This is a genomic window from Pseudomonas sp. P8_241 (assembly GCF_034008315.1).
Taxonomy (GTDB): Bacteria; Pseudomonadota; Gammaproteobacteria; order Pseudomonadales; family Pseudomonadaceae; genus Aquipseudomonas.
Window position 1 is genome coordinate 3,266,068 of the sequence record NZ_CP125377.1, and the last position, 18,276, is coordinate 3,284,343.

At 57.1% G+C, this 18,276-nt stretch carries 15 protein-coding genes; 4 read left to right on the top strand and 11 right to left on the bottom strand.

Annotated features, from left to right (window positions below):
- Positions 1-14: 14 nt before the first annotated feature.
- The 11 genes from QMK58_RS14975 to rfaH form a co-directional block, all read right to left on the bottom strand.
- The gene (locus tag QMK58_RS14975; protein ID WP_053160203.1) at positions 15-971 is read right to left on the bottom strand and encodes a glycosyltransferase family 2 protein; all 957 of its coding nucleotides are present in this window, start codon (positions 969-971) and stop codon (positions 15-17) included.
- A complete protein-coding gene (locus QMK58_RS14980) occupies positions 965-2,302 on the bottom strand; it encodes an O-antigen ligase family protein (protein WP_320394906.1) in 1,338 nt (445 codons plus the stop codon). Before QMK58_RS14980 ends, QMK58_RS14975 begins: the two co-directional genes overlap by 7 nt.
- On the bottom strand, positions 2,299-3,411 hold the full coding sequence (locus QMK58_RS14985; RefSeq protein ID WP_320394907.1) for a glycosyltransferase: 1,113 nt from the start codon (positions 3,409-3,411) through the stop codon (positions 2,299-2,301). Before QMK58_RS14985 ends, QMK58_RS14980 begins: the two co-directional genes overlap by 4 nt.
- On the bottom strand, positions 3,408-4,475 hold the full coding sequence (locus QMK58_RS14990; RefSeq protein WP_053160422.1) for a glycosyltransferase: 1,068 nt from the start codon (positions 4,473-4,475) through the stop codon (positions 3,408-3,410). Before QMK58_RS14990 ends, QMK58_RS14985 begins: the two co-directional genes overlap by 4 nt.
- Before the next feature lie 17 nt (positions 4,476-4,492).
- Positions 4,493-5,200, bottom strand: coding sequence for a WecB/TagA/CpsF family glycosyltransferase (locus QMK58_RS14995; RefSeq protein WP_053160210.1), 708 nt, complete (start codon positions 5,198-5,200; stop codon positions 4,493-4,495).
- Positions 5,197-6,555 carry a UDP-glucose dehydrogenase family protein gene (locus QMK58_RS15000; RefSeq protein WP_053160212.1) on the bottom strand — a complete coding sequence of 453 codons (1,359 nt, stop codon included), beginning with the start codon at positions 6,553-6,555 and terminating at the stop codon, positions 5,197-5,199. Before QMK58_RS15000 ends, QMK58_RS14995 begins: the two co-directional genes overlap by 4 nt.
- Positions 6,556-6,603: 48 nt before the next feature.
- Positions 6,604-7,995, bottom strand: coding sequence for an undecaprenyl-phosphate glucose phosphotransferase (locus tag QMK58_RS15005; RefSeq protein ID WP_320394908.1), 1,392 nt, complete (start codon positions 7,993-7,995; stop codon positions 6,604-6,606).
- Positions 7,996-8,104: 109 nt separating this feature from the next.
- Positions 8,105-10,426, bottom strand: coding sequence for a GumC family protein (locus QMK58_RS15010; RefSeq protein WP_053160216.1), 2,322 nt, complete (start codon positions 10,424-10,426; stop codon positions 8,105-8,107).
- A gap of 2 nt (positions 10,427-10,428) precedes the next feature.
- Complete coding sequence (locus tag QMK58_RS15015; protein ID WP_053160218.1) at positions 10,429-10,962, bottom strand: polysaccharide biosynthesis/export family protein; 534 nt, start codon at positions 10,960-10,962, stop codon at positions 10,429-10,431.
- Between the two features lie 12 nt (positions 10,963-10,974).
- Entirely contained in the window at positions 10,975-12,099 is a 1,125-nt protein-coding gene (locus QMK58_RS15020) for an outer membrane beta-barrel protein (RefSeq protein ID WP_256220671.1), read from the bottom strand.
- Positions 12,100-12,181: 82 nt separating this feature from the next.
- Positions 12,182-12,700: a transcription/translation regulatory transformer protein RfaH gene (gene rfaH / locus QMK58_RS15025; RefSeq protein ID WP_053160221.1), complete on the bottom strand. Its 519-nt coding sequence runs from the start codon at positions 12,698-12,700 to the stop codon at positions 12,182-12,184.
- A gap of 811 nt (positions 12,701-13,511) precedes the next feature.
- On the opposite strand from rfaH, the gene QMK58_RS15030 reads away from it, so the two are divergent.
- The 4 genes from QMK58_RS15030 (at position 13,512) to QMK58_RS15045 (ending at position 18,162) form a co-directional block, all read left to right on the top strand.
- The gene (locus QMK58_RS15030) at positions 13,512-14,585 is read left to right on the top strand and encodes an NAD(P)-dependent alcohol dehydrogenase (RefSeq protein WP_053160223.1); all 1,074 of its coding nucleotides are present in this window, start codon (positions 13,512-13,514) and stop codon (positions 14,583-14,585) included.
- A 307-nt stretch (positions 14,586-14,892) separates the two neighbouring features.
- Entirely contained in the window at positions 14,893-15,714 is an 822-nt protein-coding gene (locus tag QMK58_RS15035; RefSeq protein ID WP_320394909.1) for an SDR family oxidoreductase, read from the top strand.
- A 1,007-nt stretch (positions 15,715-16,721) separates the two neighbouring features.
- The gene (locus QMK58_RS15040; RefSeq protein ID WP_320394910.1) at positions 16,722-16,967 is read left to right on the top strand and encodes a hypothetical protein; all 246 of its coding nucleotides are present in this window, start codon (positions 16,722-16,724) and stop codon (positions 16,965-16,967) included.
- Between the two features lie 703 nt (positions 16,968-17,670).
- Positions 17,671-18,162, top strand: a complete 492-nt coding sequence (locus QMK58_RS15045; RefSeq protein WP_320394911.1) for a GGDEF domain-containing protein — start codon at positions 17,671-17,673, stop codon at positions 18,160-18,162.
- Positions 18,163-18,276: the final 114 nt, after the last annotated feature.

The window sequence follows — 18,276 nt, forward strand, 5'->3', positions numbered from 1 at the left end:
GGCGGGCACCGGGTTCAGTGAGCAGTAGTCGATTCGGTGGAGGGTTTGCCCAGGCTGCGGATGCGGGCGTTGAGGTATCGCAAGGTTGGTTTGCCCTGGGCGAATACCAGCGCCTGCCAGGAGTACTCGAACATTCGCCGGTAAACGTTGATCACCTGCCCATATTCGGCGCTGCGCGAAAACGACCGGAGAAACTCGGCGAGGTTACCCAGCACAAAATCGATCCGTTGTTGTTTACTCAGCACATCGCTGTAGCGGGCGAGGTACAAATCGATGAACCGGATCTTGTGCGAGTAGTACTTCAGCGGCTGGGCGGTGATGTTGCCGCCGTTGACCGTGCGACTCATCAGCATTTCGGGGACCGTGTGGATTTCCCAGTGTTCGGCGATCCTGGCCCACATCATGCGGTCTTCGGAATAGCGCAGACTGGCGTCGAAACCGCCGAGCCGAGTGATCACGTCTCGCTTGATCAGCACAGCCGACACGCCGTTGACGACATTGGCATGGATGAAGTCGTAGAAGTGTCGACCGTTCTTGTATCGACCTTCCTGGTGACGTCTGCCGTCGCTGTACTCGACCAACACGTTGCAATCGACCAACCCCACCGGGTGTCCCTGGCGAAGCAGGTCTTCGTACAGTGCCAGTTGTTTTTCCAGTTTCTGCGGATGCCATCGGTCATCGGCATCGAGAAACGCCACAAAGGTTTCTTCCGTGTGTTTCAACCCTGTGTTGCGGGCGCTGGCCTGACCTTCGTTGGCCTGATGCAACAGCGTCAGGCGAAACGGTGCGGCAAAGTTGCTGACCCGTTGCGGCCCGTCATCGGTCGAGCCATCGTCGATCACGATGACGTGATCGGGCAAACGGGTTTGCTGGCTCAAGGATCCCAGCGTCTGTTCGATGCTGTCGGCGCCGTTGTACATCGGAATCAGCACGCACACTGTGCTGGTTGATGGGGGGGCTTGATTTACCATGGGGTTTTCTCCTTGTGATACGCTTGGGCCGGATTACGCGGGATTGCCCTGCCGGGGGAGCGGTTTTGCACGGCTGTGGGTGAGCGCTCGGGGCGCGGTGCGCGATGGTGTCGAAAGGACAGGGCCAGCGTGCAGAACACCAGAAACTCGGCGCTGCGATAGTTGGGGATCACATACGCCACGTAGTTGGTGACGATGAACAGGCCGACGATCACCAGCGCACAGGCGCGAACCTGTGCCGACTGGGCGGACGTGATCGCCCGGTACTGTTTGACCATGGCCTGGGCCAGCATCAGGATCAGCGCCGTCAGCTGGATCAGGCCACCGTTGAGCAGGGTTTCCAGATAACCGCTGTGGGCGTTGCCGATGTAGCCCCAGCGCTTGATGAAGATGTCGGCATCGGCGCTGGCCCAGAACGCCCCGAAACCGTAACCCTTGAGCAAGCGTTCATCGATGAATGGCGTCAGCAGTTCCCAGATCAGCGTGCGGTCGGTCAGCGAGGGATCACGCCCGAGCAGTTCGAGCAGCAACGTATAGTTGCCGTACAGGAACAGGCATATCAGCACGTAGACCGCCGTGGCAGCGAAGAACGCCAGCAGCGAACGGTTGACCCGCAATCGCACCAGGGTCAGGAAATACCAGTAGCTCGCCGCGCCGCTGACGATCAAGGCAATCGCCGTAGCGGACTGCGCCAGCCCGATGGCGATCAGCGAGAACAGCGCATAGGCCATCGCCAATGGGTTGCGCTGGCGAATCATCGGCAACAGCAAGAGGATGCCGATCGCATTGAGCCGGGCACCGCCGTTTTTTTCGGGAAAAATGCCTTTGAAGGCGCCGTCGCGAATCCCGCCGGCAATGAACGCTATGTCGGGCCTGATCAGGGCGAATATCAGCCCCATCAATGCGGCGGCACCGATGATGCAACCGAGCATGAAGGCGATTTTCTCGACACTGTAGTTGTACGCAATGAACCCGGCGAAGAACACCACACTGAGCAACGCAATAAAGCGCTTGAAGCTCAGCATCGGGTCTGAAGACCAACCGATCGATGCCGCCACGCAGAACAGGAACACCAACAAAAAGAAATTGCCGCGATAAAAGGTTTTGCTGAGGAACACCTTGTGGCGAATAAACAGGAACAATGGCACCAGCAAGGTGATCAGACCGCAGACCTGATTGATCGCGTTGCCTTCCAGGTCTTTATCGACATCGCCGATGCTCGCTACATTGCCCAGGCCGAGGAAAAACGAAATCAACTGGAAGTAGAACAGCACACCGAACAGCGTGAAGGCGTCGCGCAGTGTCGAATACCTGACGTGCAACTGGCTCATGACGATTGACTCCCGAGTAACGCGGCGAGGTACGTCTGTACGGCGCGCCCGCTCATGTAGCGGGCGGCGGCGTCGATGCGGATCTGGCGATAGCGATCCCTGGGCAGGGTCAGTTCCGCCGTGATGACCAGGGCCAGTGCCTCGGGATCGTCGACGTCGACCAATGGGGCCACCGCACCGTCGCCGAGAATCTCTTGCGGGCCATAAGGGCAGTCGGTGGCCACTACCGGGGTGCCCGTGGACAGCGCTTCGACCAGGGCATTGGGGCTGCCCTCGAAGCGTGACGACAGGACAAAACAATCGGCGGCGGCCACTTGGGCCAAGGGGTCGCTGGCGTAACCCGGCAAGTCGAAGCGCTCGGCAACCCCGAGGCGGGCGGCTTGCTCCAGTAACGCGGACCTGAGGCTGCCTTCGCCAAAAATGATCAGTCGCGTAGAGCGGTCCGGTAAGCGGGCGAAGGCGTCGATCAGGGTGTCAAAACCCTTCTGGTCAGCCAGGCGCCCCAAGGCGACAATTACCGGGGCGGTTTTTTCCAGCAGCCATGGATGGGTCGGACAGCTCGGTGTCTTTTCGCGAAAGTCGTTGTCCAGCACTGGATTGTCGGCAATGGTGACGTCCTGGCGACGGGCAATTGTGGTCTCGACCAGGTCTTGAGCCACGCCTTGGGAAACGCAAATCACCGGGTTGGGAATGAGCCGGTACAACAGCGGCGCCAGCAGATAAGCCAAACGCACGCGCAACGACGGGTTGACGTGCTTGTCCCGGGAAAACGCATTGCGCTCACTGACGTGCAACCGCGCCAGGGTCCCGGACAACACAGCGGCGGCAATCGCCACCACGTTGACGTGGGTGAGGGCGGCCAACAGGGCGTCGAAGCGGTTTTGCCGAAGGTACTGCGCCAATGCCGGCACCGCATTGGCGCTGCGTGAACTGTTCAGTTCGACCTGTTTGACCCGTGGGTCGAGCAGCGCGATGTTGACACCGCCCCCCGTCAGCATCAGCAGCGTCACATCGTTACCGGCGTCGACCAGCGCACCGGCAAGCCGCGCCATCATCTTCTCGGCGCCACCGGCGTTGAGGTCGTGGAGGATGATCAGTAAACGTTTCATTGGTCCCACACCTGGTAATACGCCTGCGCGGCTTGCCGACTGGTGTACGGGCGGACGGCGTCGGCGCAGACTTTCGTGTGTTCCTTGAGCTTCAGGCTTTGCCGCATACCCAGCGCCAGTGCCGGCACATCATCGACCTTCACCAGTTGCCCCAGACGTCCGTTGTCCAGTAACTCCCTGGGCCCGCTGGGGCAATCTGCGGACAGCACCGGCGTGCCAAGCGCAAGCGCTTCGATCAACACTGTCGGCAAGCCTTCATGCAGTGAGCTCAGGATTAAAAGTCGCGCATGGCGGATCAGCGGGTACGGATTGCTCAAGTGGCCGACAAAGTGCACGCGGCGCTCGATGCCCAACCGCTGTGCCTGTGCGATCAGGGCTTCACGGCGAGGCCCATCACCGGCGATCACCAGGTAGGGCAGGTTGCCTTCGCGCAGTGCCAGGGCGTAGGCGTCGAGCAGGATATGAAATCCCTTGAGGTCCACCAGTCGGCCGACGCTGATCCAGTATTCACTCGGAATGTCTTGCGGCAAGGGCGCGCGGGAGGCGTTGTGCAGTTGCTCGGTCACCACGGCATTGGGGCAGTAGGTGATTCGCTTGCGCCCCCACGGCATCAGGTCGACAAGGGTTTGGCGCAATCCATGGGACACCGTCACCACTTTGCCGCTGCCACAGAGGTACAGCGCATAGAGCAAACGCAGGCTATGGACGCCGGTCTTTTGTTCCGAACAGTCCAGTGACGTATGCCGGGTATAAATGACCTGGCAGCGGCTGCCGAGGGTCGCAAACCAGGTGCAGAGGTTGGCTTGTTCCTTGGCACCAATCAGGTGCGTCACGCCCTCTCGACGAATGCTGCGGCGTAGCAGCACGATGGATTTGAACAGGCCGAACAGGCCGCTGCCGCCGCCGTCGAGGACGTTCGCCCCGTCGACATCGGGCGTTTCGCCGTTCATGACGAAAAAGCTCACGCGTCGCCCATCCTTGAGAAACTCGCTGGCCAGCCGTTGCTGGACGCGCTCGACACCGCCGCCGGTCTTGAAATCCTTGAGCGTGAAAAGAATGTGCATGGTCATGTCCCCGGCGCTCAGGGCGCAGTAATGTTGATCGCGACTTTGTGGCGAAGAATCATTGCCGCCAGCTGTATGAAATTGCTCGGGTAGTCGAGCAGGTAACGCTTGATGGTGTGTGGCTCGCGATACATGCGATAGAACGCCCGCAGGTGCAGGCGATTGATCATTTCGGGGTAGTAAAAGCCGTTGGCCATGGCTTCCTGGCGGATGAAACCGCCACAGGTAAAGGCCACTCCGGTGAAGCCTGAATCCAGTGCGCCGAGGACGAAGTTCTCTTGCAACCCGGCGCCCATGCCCACGATCAGGATGTTGGATCGGCCGAGGCAAATGTCCGCCTTGATCGCCGCCGCCTGCGTGGCATCGAAATAACCGTTGTGATAACCGGCAATCGCCAGTCGTGGATAACGCACCCGCAATTTGCGGATGAACATTTCCAGTTCGTTTTGCGTGGCCCCGACGATGTACACCCGCTTGCCTTGTTTTTCGGCATCGCTGAACACCGGGTCGGCGATGGACGTGAAGTCGAAACTGACCCGGTCGATGTTTCTCCCGGTCACTTTCGACATGAAGCTCGACATCAGCATGCCGTCGCAAAAATAGGCGAGCGCATCGGGCGGTTGCTGGATGAAGCTGCCGATCGAGGCGAAGTTGATGAATGAGAACGCCTTGTTGGATTCCAGCAAGGCTGGCGAGTACTGGCCCATCAACTCGAGCCGGATCATGGCGCGACTCCTTGCGCCATGGCTTGTTGGGGTTGGCGGCCCACGGACACGTAGGTGAAGCCGCGCTTGCCCAAACGCTGCGGATCGAACAGGTTGCGCCCGTCAAAAATCAGCGGTTGCTTGAGTTGCCGCGCAAGCAGTTCGAAGTCCGGCGCACGGAAGGCCTGCCATTCAGTGACAATGACCAGCGCGTCGGCGTTTTTCAGCGCCGCTTCCTTGGTACCGGCCAGTGCCAGGTCATCGCGAGCACCATACAGACGCTGGGCTTCCTCCATGGCTTTGGGGTCGAACGCCTGGATACTCGCCCCGGCGCGCCATAGCGCTTCCATCAATACGCGGCTGGGGGCCTCGCGCATGTCGTCGGTGTTGGGTTTGAAGCTCAAGCCCCACAGGGCGAAGGTCTTGCCCTGGAGCGAGCCGTTGAAGTGATCGAAAATCTTCTTGAACAGCGTGGTTTTCTGCTCGTTGTTGCGCGACTCGACGGCCTTGAGCACTCGCGCATCGAAGTCCAGGCTGTTGGCGGTATGAATCAACGCCTGCACGTCCTTGGGAAAGCATGAGCCGCCGTAACCGACACCGGGGTAGATGAATTGATACCCGATGCGCGGGTCCGACCCGATGCCGTGGCGAACCATCTCGATATCGGCGCCGACTTTTTCGGCAAGGTTGGCCATTTCGTTCATGAAGCTGATCTTGGTCGCCAGCATGCAGTTGGCGGCGTACTTGGTCAGCTCGGCGCTGCGAACGTCCATGACGATGATTTTTTCGCGATTGCGATTGAATGGCTCGTACAGTTCGCGCATCACGTCTTCGGCGCGCTGGCTGTTGGTGCCGATGATGATGCGGTCGGGGCGCATGCAGTCCTCGACCGCGCAGCCTTCCTTGAGAAACTCCGGGTTGGAAACCACATCGAAAGTCAGCTCGCTGCGATCGCTCTCGCTCAGCGCCTGAGCGATGCACTCGCGCACCAGGTCGCCAGTGCCCACCGGGACAGTGGATTTATCGACGATGGTTTGATGGCGCTGCATGTGCTGGCCGATGGTTCGCGCCACGCTCAATACGTATTGCAGATCGGCCGAGCCATCTTCGTCGGGCGGTGTACCCACGGCTATCAACTGCACATCGCCGTGATGCACGGCACTGACCAGGTCAGTACTGAACTGCAAACGCCCGCTTTTATGATTGTCTCGAACCAGATTCTCCAGACCCGGCTCATAAATGGGCAGAATGCCTTCCTTTAACGCCAGGACCTTGTTGGCGTCGACGTCGACGCAGAGGACGTTGTGACCCACCTCGGCCAGCGCTGCGCCTTGTACAAGTCCCACATAACCGATACCAAATACACTCACATTCATGGGAGAACCTCAGTGTGTCGTGGGGCCGGCACTGGGCCGGGCACAAGGTCAGTAGATGTTTTTCGAGAACAGCGTGAAGGGGGTCTTGAGCAGAATCTTGATGTCCAGCCACAGCGACCACTGGTTGATGTAGTTGAGGTCCTGGGCGACCCGCAGCTGCATCTTTTCCAGGGTTTCGGTTTCGCCGCGGTGCCCGGTGATCTGGGCCAGTCCGGTAATCCCGGGCTTGAGGCGATGACGGGCCATGTAGGCGTGGACTTTGCCGGTGTAATAGATGTTGTGGGTGACCGCGTGGGGGCGTGGACCGACCAGGGCCATCTGGCCAAACAGCACGTTGAACAACTGCGGCAGCTCATCGATGGAACTGCGGCGCAGGAAACGCCCCAGTGGTGTCACGCGGTCGTCGTCACGCGTGGCCTGGCGGACTTCGCCGTCGTTGTGGACACGCATCGAGCGGAACTTCCAGACCCTGATCACCTGACCGTCACAGCCGTGACGGTTTTGCTTGAACAGCACCGGTCCCGCAGAGGTCAGCTTCACCGCAAGGGCCACGCTCAGCAGCAATGGGCTCAACACCATAATGGCGACGGCGGCGAGGCTGCGTTCCAACAGGTCTTTGCAGAACAGGCTGCCCGGATGGGAGGTGATCAGGCTTTCGTTGAGATAGATCGCCGGCATGCGCTCAATCTCGGAAATCGAGTGATTGAGCAACACCATGCTGCCGAAATCGGGGATCCAGACCACATCGACATTCATGTCCAGCAGGTCGATGTACAACGCTTCGATGGTGGCGGCGTCGACCATCGGCAACACGATGTAGACGCGCCGTACTTCCATCCGGGTGATCAGTTCGCGGATGTCGTCGACGTGGCCCAGCAGCGGCAGAATGCTCGGTGCCGGGCCGGCATTTTGCCTGGCCGCAATAAAACCCAGTAGCAAGGCGCGGTTGGGGCGGGAGAGTTTTTTCGCCAGTTCATGCGCTGTCGGACACGTGCCGATGATCACCGAGCGGCGCTCGTTGCGCACCACTTGCGAATACAGTCGAGCGAAGTAATGCAAGGGCAGGAAACTGGCAGCCTGGACCAGGAACCCTGTCACGGCCCAGACGATAATCACCTGGCGCGAAAACAGCGCACTGGTTTGGGTGACGAAGGCGATGGTGATCAGCACACTCAGCAGGATCAACCAACCGGCAAGTAACCGACTGAGTCCGATCAACAGGCCATGACGCTTGTGATAGACATCCATCAGGCTGTAGATCGGCACGGAACCGAGCACCGTCAGGATCATCAGGACACGGTATTCGCTGGTGAGATTGCCGACGCGCAATTGCACCAGCAGGACCAGCAACAGATTGACCAGGGCCATTGCACTCAACCACTGGCCCCAGAACGTGACGCCACGGCGGTGCGCCATTTGTGCGGTATATAGCGGAGTCATCGGCTCAATCTCTGGGCATAGGTAGCCATTCGAAGCCGTCTCGGACGCCCGGCTTCGGTACACACGCTGGTAGTGAGGCAGGTAAGGCAGCGATGGCCGCTACCCGGATTTACCTGGGGGCGAAGTCATAGTCGTAGAACGATTTGGAGTGGCTATGGCCGTATTTGCGTGCCTTGCGCATGTCGACCTGGTTGAGCACCACGCCAAACACCGGCGCCTGGCTTTGCTGGAGCATCGCCAGGCTTTTTTGCACTTGGCCCACCGGTGTACTGTCGGCTTTGACCACATAGATCACGGCGTCCGAATGCTTGGCCAGCAACAGCGCATCGCTGACCATTTCGGCAGGAGGCGAATCGATGATGATGTGCCGGTAGCGGGCTTTCAGGACTTCCAGCATCCGTGCGACTCGCGGTGAACTCAGCAGATCCTGCGCCGGTGGCTGGCGTGGCGAATCGAGTGGATCGCCGGGGGAGGGCAGACGGGGTGAGTTGAACAAATCCATCGAGGGTGGCGACACGCTCCCGGCCGACAGCATGTCGAGATTGCCGACGGTACGGATGCAATCCTCCAGCCTTGCCGTACCGGCAATCACATTGGCGAACCCCGGGCTGTCCGGCGGGAAGTCAAAGTTCAGTGACAACGTGGGTTGGCGCAGGTCGGCATCGATCAGCAGCACTCGCTCCAATGGGGTCAGCGAGCAGGCGAGGTTGTTGGCAATGGTGCTTTTGCCCTCGCCGGGGACGGTTGAGGTAACCAGTACCACTTGCGACGGTGCTTCGGTGCTTTGCAGCATCAGCCAGGTGCGCAGATTGCGGATGGTCTCGGAGAATCGCGGGTTGTCGTTGTCCTCGAACAGTCGCGCCAGTTGCCGACGGCTTTTCTTCAGGACCAGCGGCACCACGCTGAGCAATGGGACGTTAAGCGTGCTTTCGATGGTCTCCTCGGTCCTGAAGGTATTGCTCAGGGTTTCGAACAGGAAGGCCAGCGCTACGCCGATCACGGCGGCCACAACCGCGACAATCGCCACAATCAGCGTCTTGCGCGGCTTGCTGGCCTCTATCGGTGCAATCGCCGGGTCGACGATGCGGGCCTTGGCCGAATCCATATCGGAGGTGGCGGCGGTTTCTTTCAAGCGGGTGACGAAGGTTTCGTACAACGCCCGGGTGCTGTCGACTTCACGCTGGTATTCGCGCAACTGGAACTCTTTGCGAGAGATGTTCTGGATCTGCGCCTTGTTGGTGTTGAACGACTTCTGCAGCGCACCTTCGCTGGCCACCGCGAGCTGATACTGGCGTTCGATACCGGCCACTACCTGCTGCACTTGCAGACGCAAGCTGGTTTGCGCGGTACGCAGTTCCGATTGTGCGGAAATCAGCGATGGGTGTTTGGGTCCATACCGACCTTGCAGCTCCTCGACCTTGGCTTGTGCCTTGGCCGTATCCGCCTGAAATTGCTGGATCAACGGGTTGCTCAGCACCGCCGGTACGCTGGATAGTCGACTCATGTCGCCATTGCTCAAGGATTGCGCCTGGCGGTACTGGCTTTCGGCTTCCGCCCGGTTACGGCGCGCGTCGATCATGCGGTTACCGGTCATTTGCAACTCGTTGGCGCTGATGGTCGCCACACCATCGACATCGACCAGACCTTGTTCTTCGCGATAAGCCTGGAGTTTGTTCTCAGCCACACGCAGCTTGTCACGCAGTTCGACCAGGCGGGTGTTCATCCAACTGCTGGTGTTCTGCGATGACTTGAGGCTTGAGTCGAGCTGACTGTCCATGTAGCCCTGGGCCAGGGCATTGGCCGCCGCCGCGGCGAGGTCAGGGTCCGGCAACTCGACGGCGATTTCGATCAACTGGCTCTTGCCGACGAATTTGACGGTGGTGTGGAGCATCAGGTCCTGGGTGACCTGATTGAACACATCCTCTTCAGTGGGCGCCGGTTTTTCCGGGGTCAGGTAGCCGAGCCATGGCAGCCATTGTCCGCCATTGAGGTCGGCCAGCCACTTGCGCGGGGTAAACCACGATTGCGATTGTTGGCGAGGATCGGTCAATGGATTTGTGGTGAGGCCGAGTTTCCTGACCGCCCGTTCCGCCAGATCCCGCGATTGCAGGAGCGCCTGTTGCGTCTGCAAATAGTCCGCCGTGGTGCTGGCACCGGAATCGGACACCTGCTGGAAAGTCAGCACCGGCGGGGTTTTTTCCTTGATCAGCAACGTAGTGCTGCCAATGTACTGCGGCGTGATGAACGACAACGCTGCCACCGCAAGCGCACAGCACAGGATGACAAACCAACCGATGTTCCATTTGGCGCGCCAGATGATTCTCCAGAGTTTGAGCAGATCAATGGTGTCCGACTCTTCGCTGTGCTGCTGCTGATGATGCAGATGCGCCTGGAGGGGACGTTCGACGTAGGTGCTGGGGCTGTTGTCCATGATTAGAAAAAGCCTTGTGCAATGGAAATGGTGTCACCGGGAGAAATGACGGTGGTCTTGGAAACGTCGTCTTCGAGAGGAGGGCTGCCATCACCGCGCAGGATCGTCACGCGTTTCATCGAAGCTCGCTCGGTCAGGCCGCCACCCAGGGCGATGGCCTTTTCCAGGGTCAGCCCGGGCACGAAGGGGTAACTGCCGGGTTTCTGGATTTCACCGTTGATATAGAAGGGGCGGTATTCGATCTGGCTGATGCTGACTTTGGGGTCGACCAGATAACCTTGCTTGAGGCCGTCGACGATGGTCTTTTCCACCTGATTCGGGGTCTTTCCCTTGGCGACGATTTCACCCAGGAATGGGTAGGAAAACGTCCCGGCGTCGTTGAGTCGGACTTTCTTGACACTCAGTTCCGGCTCGCCGAAAACGGTAATGCGCAGCACATCGCCAGCCGAAAGTTTGTAATCGACAGCGGGGTCGGCTGCGTGAGTGGCCGAAGCCAGAAACAGCCATAACAACAGGCCAAGCAGGCGCGAGTTCATGGGCGAATCCTCTTACAGGCTGACGTTGAAGCTGAGTTGGAAGACGTTGCGCGTGAAGCTTTCGTTGTCGGCATCGGAGTCGTTATCGCGGTACCGATAACCCAGCTCGATATCCAGCCAGCGGCGCATCTTGTAGATCACAGCGAGGTTGTAGTCCTGAAGGTCGTCGGTGCGGCTTTGGCCTTCGTATTTGTACTGCCCGAAACCGGCCTCGGCCACGCTGGTGATCCGTTCAGTCCAGCCATGGCGCCAGCCCACCTGGGTGAAGGTCGACTTCACGGCATCGGCGCCATCGTCACCTTCGGCCAGTGCCTGACGGGCCAGGAAGGTAAAGGTCGAGTAGGTGCGTGGTTTCCATTTCAGATCGACTTGCCAGGTCGGGTTGTCCAGATTCTTCGACGTACTCTCATCGAAGTCTTTTTTCTCGTAACCGATCCGGACCTTGCCGGTCGTGCGCGCTGACAGATCCCATTCAGCGCCACCCAAAAGCGCGTCGGACTTACTGCTGCGCGGGCTGTTGGACTGCAGATAGTCGAAGCGGGTGTGATCGTATTCAAGCAAACCTCGGGTGTTGCTGCCGATTCGGTGATACCAGGTGGTGGTGAAACCCGTGGTATCGCGCTCCTTGTCGTCGTTGATGCCATCGGCATTGTCGTAACGCAGTCGTGCGTAATTGGCGCCGATGTCGATCTGGTTATCGGCGCTTTTGGCACCGTAGGTGTAAATGCCACCGGCACGCTGGCTTTCAATTTTGTCGTTGATACCGTCCACTGCCGTCGACGTCGTGCGTTCATATTTGCGTGCTTCGGCTTCAAGCTTCAGGCGGTGGCGGTCGGTAAACTCCATGACACTGTCAGCGCGCAGGCGCTGCGAGGTGTACGATGCATCGGACTCCGAGTGATAGATGTAGCGGCTCGGTTGCCAGAGAATCCGCGTGGCGCTATTGCGGTCCTCAGCCTTGAGTTCGAAAGAGGGCGCCAGTTTGGTCACCATCGAGGACTGAACATCGTGTTCAAGTTCCCTGATGTTGTCGTCGTGACTTTCTGATAAGCCAAACGTGGGCACGAACTGAAATCCATAGATATCAATCGACTGCGGATCGAGACTCCAGGCCATGCCGGGGTACAAAGAAGCCATGAGTAGCGCAAAAGGACAGTGCGACTTTAGGGACATATCGTGATTCCCGAAAATTGATAAGCCAGGCAGGATTTTCTTGAAGTCAGGATCGTTGGCGTTCGAGATAACTCAGGGGAACGCAAACATGTTGTTGTCGATTGAGAAACTGCAGCAGGAGCATCACTCGCTCCGCACCCAGCATTGACAGAAAGACGCCTTCCAGCGGCGACAACGGACCGTGGACGATTTGCAGTTTTTCACCGGGTTCGAGTACCTGGACTGAATCGGGGTCCAGGGATTCAAGGCAGCGCACGCGTAAATGCTCGATGACCTGATCGGCCACGATTGCCGGTACGTGATTGAATTCGACGATGCGACTGACGCCGCGCGTTGAGCGGATGGGCGCCCAGTGATCCTCGCGGCTCAATTGAATGAAGAGGTAACCGGGAAAGAGGAATTCCAGCACCCTTTGCGGTTTGCCGCGAACCAGTCGTTCACTGACGAGCTGAGGGCAAAACGTAACGTAGTTCTGTTGCAAAAGGTTGATTCTGGCCCGTTCATCCTGGCGGGGCTTGCACTGCAATAGATACCAGCTGGAAGTATTGGGGGTAGGGGTGTGCATTCAGGAAAACTCCGTACTTAGCGCATTTTTAAGCATGCAAAGCCTGATGGCAGGGTTGAGCAGACAGCATGCTTGCTAGTAGGTAGTAGGCTTATTCAAGCCTTTAAAAGAACAATCCCAGATGCTCGAATGTTGTTATTGGCAGGGGTGGGTGTTTCAAAAATGAAATAGATGTGTTTCAAATTTGAATCAGTTCCGAGAAGTGCTTATCTCTCTCTGTTGATATGCCGTTCACTTTCGTTAAGGCAAAGCTACCGCACGGTGCGCACTTGGCGCCCTGGGAAGAAGTTGTTTCAGTTGTTGCCCGGATCTATCAATACCAGGATTAGATTGAACTCATTAGGTATTCACATGGGCGGTTATAGTTATCGACTACTCTAACCCTCATGTCAAACACCAAGAGTCAAAAAGGATGCCTTTTATCGAATTGCGAGTTTTTGGTGGTGTAAGTGATTGATTTGGAAGGTCGTAATATTTTTGTCGGACAAATTAAACTTTCCGAAATGGCTGCAGTCACTTCAGGCTAGTTTGATTGGCAGGCAAAGGGTAAGGGCAGGGTATATATCGAAAGTATCATGACCGACACATATTACGTTTTTGCGTAATTTTGGTGCATAAGTTATGAAGAGGCAATTTGCGGCACCATAATGTTTCAGTGGCTATAAGGTTATTGCTCTTCAAATGCCTTTTTCGCTTCGTTTATGAGCGTCGATCTTTTATATCTGCTGATCGCTACCTTTGATCTGCTAACGCAACAGAGCGTGAATTTCGTGCTGCACTTGATCGCACACTCGAACAAGGAGCGATCAGCATGGCAACCATGAAAGCGGCTGTCTTCATCGAAAAAAACCGTATCGTACTTCAGGACAAGCCCATTCCCGAGGTGGGCCCACTCGACGCATTGATCCGAATCACCACCACTACCATTTGTGGCACGGATGTCCACATCCTGCGTGGTGAGTACCCGGTAGCGAAGGGGCTGACTGTTGGCCACGAACCCGTAGGCATCATCGAACGGCTTGGCTCGCAAGTGCGCGGCTTCAGCGAAGGGCAGCGGGTGATTGCCGGCGCGATAACCCCCAGCGGGCATAGCTACGCCTGTCTGTGTGGCTGCGGCTCGCAGGATGGTCCCGATACCCGGCACGGCTTCAGGGCCACCGGTGGCTGGAAGTTCGGCAACATCATCGATGGCTGTCAGGCGCAATACGTTCTGGTACCGGATGCGCAGGCCAATCTGTGCCCGATTCCGGACGGCCTCAGCGACGAACAGGTGCTGATGTGTCCGGACATCATGTCCACCGGTTTTTCCGGAGCTGAACGGGCGAACGTGGAAATCGGCGATACCGTCGCGGTATTCGCACTGGGGCCGATCGGTCTCTGTGCCGTGGCCGGTGCACGGCTCAAAGGCGCTACTACCATCATTGGCGTCGATGCGGTTGCCGAGCGAATGAACGTGGCCAAGGGTTTGGGCGCGACGCATGTGGTCAACTTCAAGGAGGGTGACGTGGTCGAGCAGATCATGGCAATGACCGATGGCCGCGGCGTCGATGTGTCCATTGAGGCCTTGGGCACCCAGGGTACCTTTGAGTCGGCGCTGCGGGTTTTACGCCCGGGTGGGCGACTGTCCAGTCTCGGCGTTTACTCCAGCGACCTGCGGATACCACTTGACGCTTTTGCCGCGGGTCTGGGCGACTACAGCATCCTCAGCACGCTTTGCCCGGGTGGCAAGGAACGCATGCGTCGATTGATGGCGGTGGTAGCGAGTGAGGGTGTGGACTTGTCACCGCTGGTGACTCACCGTTTCAAACTCGACGATATCGAGGCGGCCTATGACCTTTTCGCGCATCAGCGCGACGGGGTGATGAAAGTGGCGATTACGCCTTGATCCATTTCCTGCGCGAGTAACAGTCCATCGCAAGTGCAGGGTCATCCCTGTTGGGTGGACGCAGACGCAGCGCTGCATCGCGAAACGGGTCCTGCCCATCTACTGGAGTGACTTGAACTTATTTCGGTGTGACACCACCGGTTATGCAGAGAGTGCCGTTATCGGTACCGGTCAGCTTCAGGCTGGCATGCAGGTACTGACGAAGCCGTTTGCGGTAGACAGCCTCGGAGACCGTGCACGGGAGCTCTAGGCCAAGTAGTCTCTGCTTTATGCTTTTTGACGTCCCGACATGGAGGTTTTTTCAATAATGGCCAATAAACTGAATTGCAGAATCGCGGTAGTGACAGGGGCGGCTCAAGGGATTGGCGCCGCGATTGCACGACGCTTCGTACAGGAAGGCTGCTTTGTTTATGTCACCGATATAAACGATGAACTCGGCAGCACCGTTGCAGCTTCGTTAGGGGGCCGCGCCTGTTATCTGCGCCTGGATGTACGCTGTGAAGAAGATTGGCAGCGAGTGATGATGCAGGTCTTGAAGGAGCGTGGTAGCTGGAACGTTTTGGTCAATAACGCGGGCATTACCGGATTTGAGCAAGGCGCCGTACAGCATGATCCGGAACATGCGCGCCTGGAGGACTGGCGCGCTGTGCATCAGACCAATCTCGACGGTGTCTTCCTGGGTTGCAAATACGCCATTCGCGCCATGCGCCATTCAGGGGCCGGTTCAATAATCAACATCTCCTCTCGCTCGGGCCTGGTCGGCATTCCAGGTGCCGCCGCGTACGCGTCGTCCAAGGCAGCCGTTCGCAATCACACCAAGACGGTGGCACTTTACTGTGCCGAGCAAGGGCTGAACGTAAGATGCAACTCGATTCATCCCGCCGCCATCCTCACTCCGATATGGGAGCCCATGTTGGGTGACGATGCAGGTCGTGAAGAGCGAATGTCCGCCCTGATTCGGGACACTCCGCTCAGACGATTCGGAATGCCCGAAGAAGTGGCAGCCGTGGCCTTGTTACTCGCCTCGGATGAAGCGACGTATATTACTGGCAGTGAGTTCAACATTGATGGTGGTCTGCTGGCAGGGTCCGCGGCGACGCCAGAGGTGGTGAATGAGTCCTTAAAATAACCTCGTTATTTCATTCAAGTTGCGATCCTGGACTTGAGTGCTGGGTCTATGGCGATACGCGACTGCTAAAAAAGCCACGCCTTCGTAGTCGCAGCGAATTGAAAAAGTCATACCTTCACGAAACCCAAAGACAGATCTGTCTCCTGCATCAACAAAATATCTCGCTCTGGTAAGGGCGGTTCGGGCGTGCTTCAGGCAGTCAGTTTGGCTAAGCGAGTGTTGTATCCAGCTCGTAGTGACACGCACAGACGAAGTCTCGCTATCATCGATAGGTGGTCGCTCAAGTTGCTTGGTGGGTTCATTACTGCTGCAAGCGGTCATCCCCACCAGGATTACAGAAAGAAAAAAACCAACACGAAGTCTCGAATGCTTAAGTGAATTTCGCATCCCGGGGGCGTTCCTCTGACGATGTGCCGTGAATGAAATTGCAGTTACTAACGTAATAGCGGGTTTCTGTCCGTTTGCTACCTGTGATCAGCGAATGCGACCAATGGTCGTAGACATGGTCGTAGGTGGACCGTCATCCAGTTTATCGATAATTAGCCGAGTCTGAATTTGCAATTTTTGCTCAAGGTCGCATCATGCACTCAAGCCTGAGTCAGTAGCGTTTGACTTTCCGTCAACTTTGGAAACTAAGGTTTTCTATTTTGTGAATTTCTCCCAACCGCTCAAGCAACTCGGCGTAAGTGCCGTCAACTATTGCGCAAGATTGTGAAGTTCAGCGAGCCGGCTACGCAAAGCCAAATAACGCTAAAAAAAGGACGCCCAGGAAAGGGAAAAGTTTGAATCAGAGATGATGTTTCTCTTGTTCACTGAATCTACCTCTAACCACCGCGTTGACGGGGTAAGGCGTTTGTCATGAGGCAGTTACTCCGGCTTCATCAGCCGGCAAGCGTCATTTAGTCCACTCGACGTCACCAGCGGTCATGTCCCCCATCGGAAAACATCGTTCGTCGCTTGCGATGGTGGCGAATAGCCGCTAAACAGAAAGGGTGATTGGAGAGAACATGAATATGATTTCAAGATTTGTTGTTGTCCCCGCGATCCCAATAGAAACGGGATGCATGCGCAGCGGAACGCGCTTCTACTGCGAAACGGCTCCGATAGGTTTCAACGTCTATGACAATGAAGAAAAGCTTCGCCTGAAGATGGCCTTTCAGACACGTGCAGAAGCTGATGAAGCTTGCCGAGCGTTGAATGAGGAACGGCTCAAAAGCATGCTTTCAGAGCGAGAGGCTATGCCTGCTCTGTAGCTGATCGACAAAAATCGATGTGTTGGTTTTGTAGTTCACCCCAGGTCAGAGATTGCCTACTGGCGCCATTTTTTTACCACTGGTTGAGGGCATCCATCGTTCAACCTGGAACAGACGGCTTCAGCCTCTGTCCTGACTTTGAAGACTCCATGCTTGCTGGCCGATCCTCCTTCTACAAGATCAACGACCCTGTATCGCTTGCTGCCATCCTCTAGCGCAGTGGTTTCGATCACTCTGAGTCTTGCGTGCATGGTTGCTTTCCGTGCATGACATTGGTGAACCACAACTACCGGCAAAACAAGACGCTTTCAAGAACAAGGTGGGACTTAACCAAGACAATTTATGACAGTGTCATGAGGTGGCTTCGAAGAAAGGGCGACTTGGCGGTCGTTTCGGTGTAAGCAATTTCTGCCCAAGCCGCTGTCATCGGCCAACAGGCTTGGCTCGCCAGCTTGAATCCCTCAGATACTTGCTGAGCCTCCCCAGAGGGCGATTCAGTCATCAGAAACGCGTCACAAGCCATGAGATTGCTGTTTGAGCGTCAGCTACGCTTTGCGGATGAATTGACCGCCGAAGAATTGGTGATCCTTACCGGTTTATCCGCTGCGCTTGTCCTCACGCCGCTTGTATTGATTCGGCATTTCAAGGCAATAGAAAGGGCGAAAGTCGAGCACGAACGAGCACGTATCCGGCCACCCATGACGTGCTGACGGAACTGCCCAACCGCTACCTCTTTGCCGATCGTTTTGAACAGGCCATCGACAGTTGGAAAGTGAACGGGACACCGTTTGCCGTGTTATTGATCGACCTGGATCACTTCAAGGAAATCAACGGCGAATGTGGCCATGAGGCAGGCGATCAAGTACTTCGAACGGTGGCGAATCGCATGTTTGAGGCGACTCGCGCGTGCGATACAGTCGCACGTTATGGCGGGGATGAATTCGTCATTCTGCTCGCGGATATTTTCAGGGCCGACAGTGCTGAAAAAAAGGCTGAGAGTTTGTTGGAAGCCATCGTACAGTCAGTGAAGACAACCGTTGCAGAACGATCACTCTCGTGCAGTATCGGGGTTTCACTGTTTCCTGTTCACGGCCAGAGTCTCGACACCCTGCTCAAGACGGCAGATCAGTCCATGTATGGCGTCAAACAATTAGGTCGCAAGGGCATTGCCATGACTGAAACCCGAGAGACCTGATCTGGTTGGGAACCGAGGCTGGCGGCGTGACTACGAGCTAAAAGAGGTTTTGCCCAAAGCACTGAGCAGGCCAGGAGTCGCAGCAGCATCCGCGGTTCTGGATGGGGTAAGCCC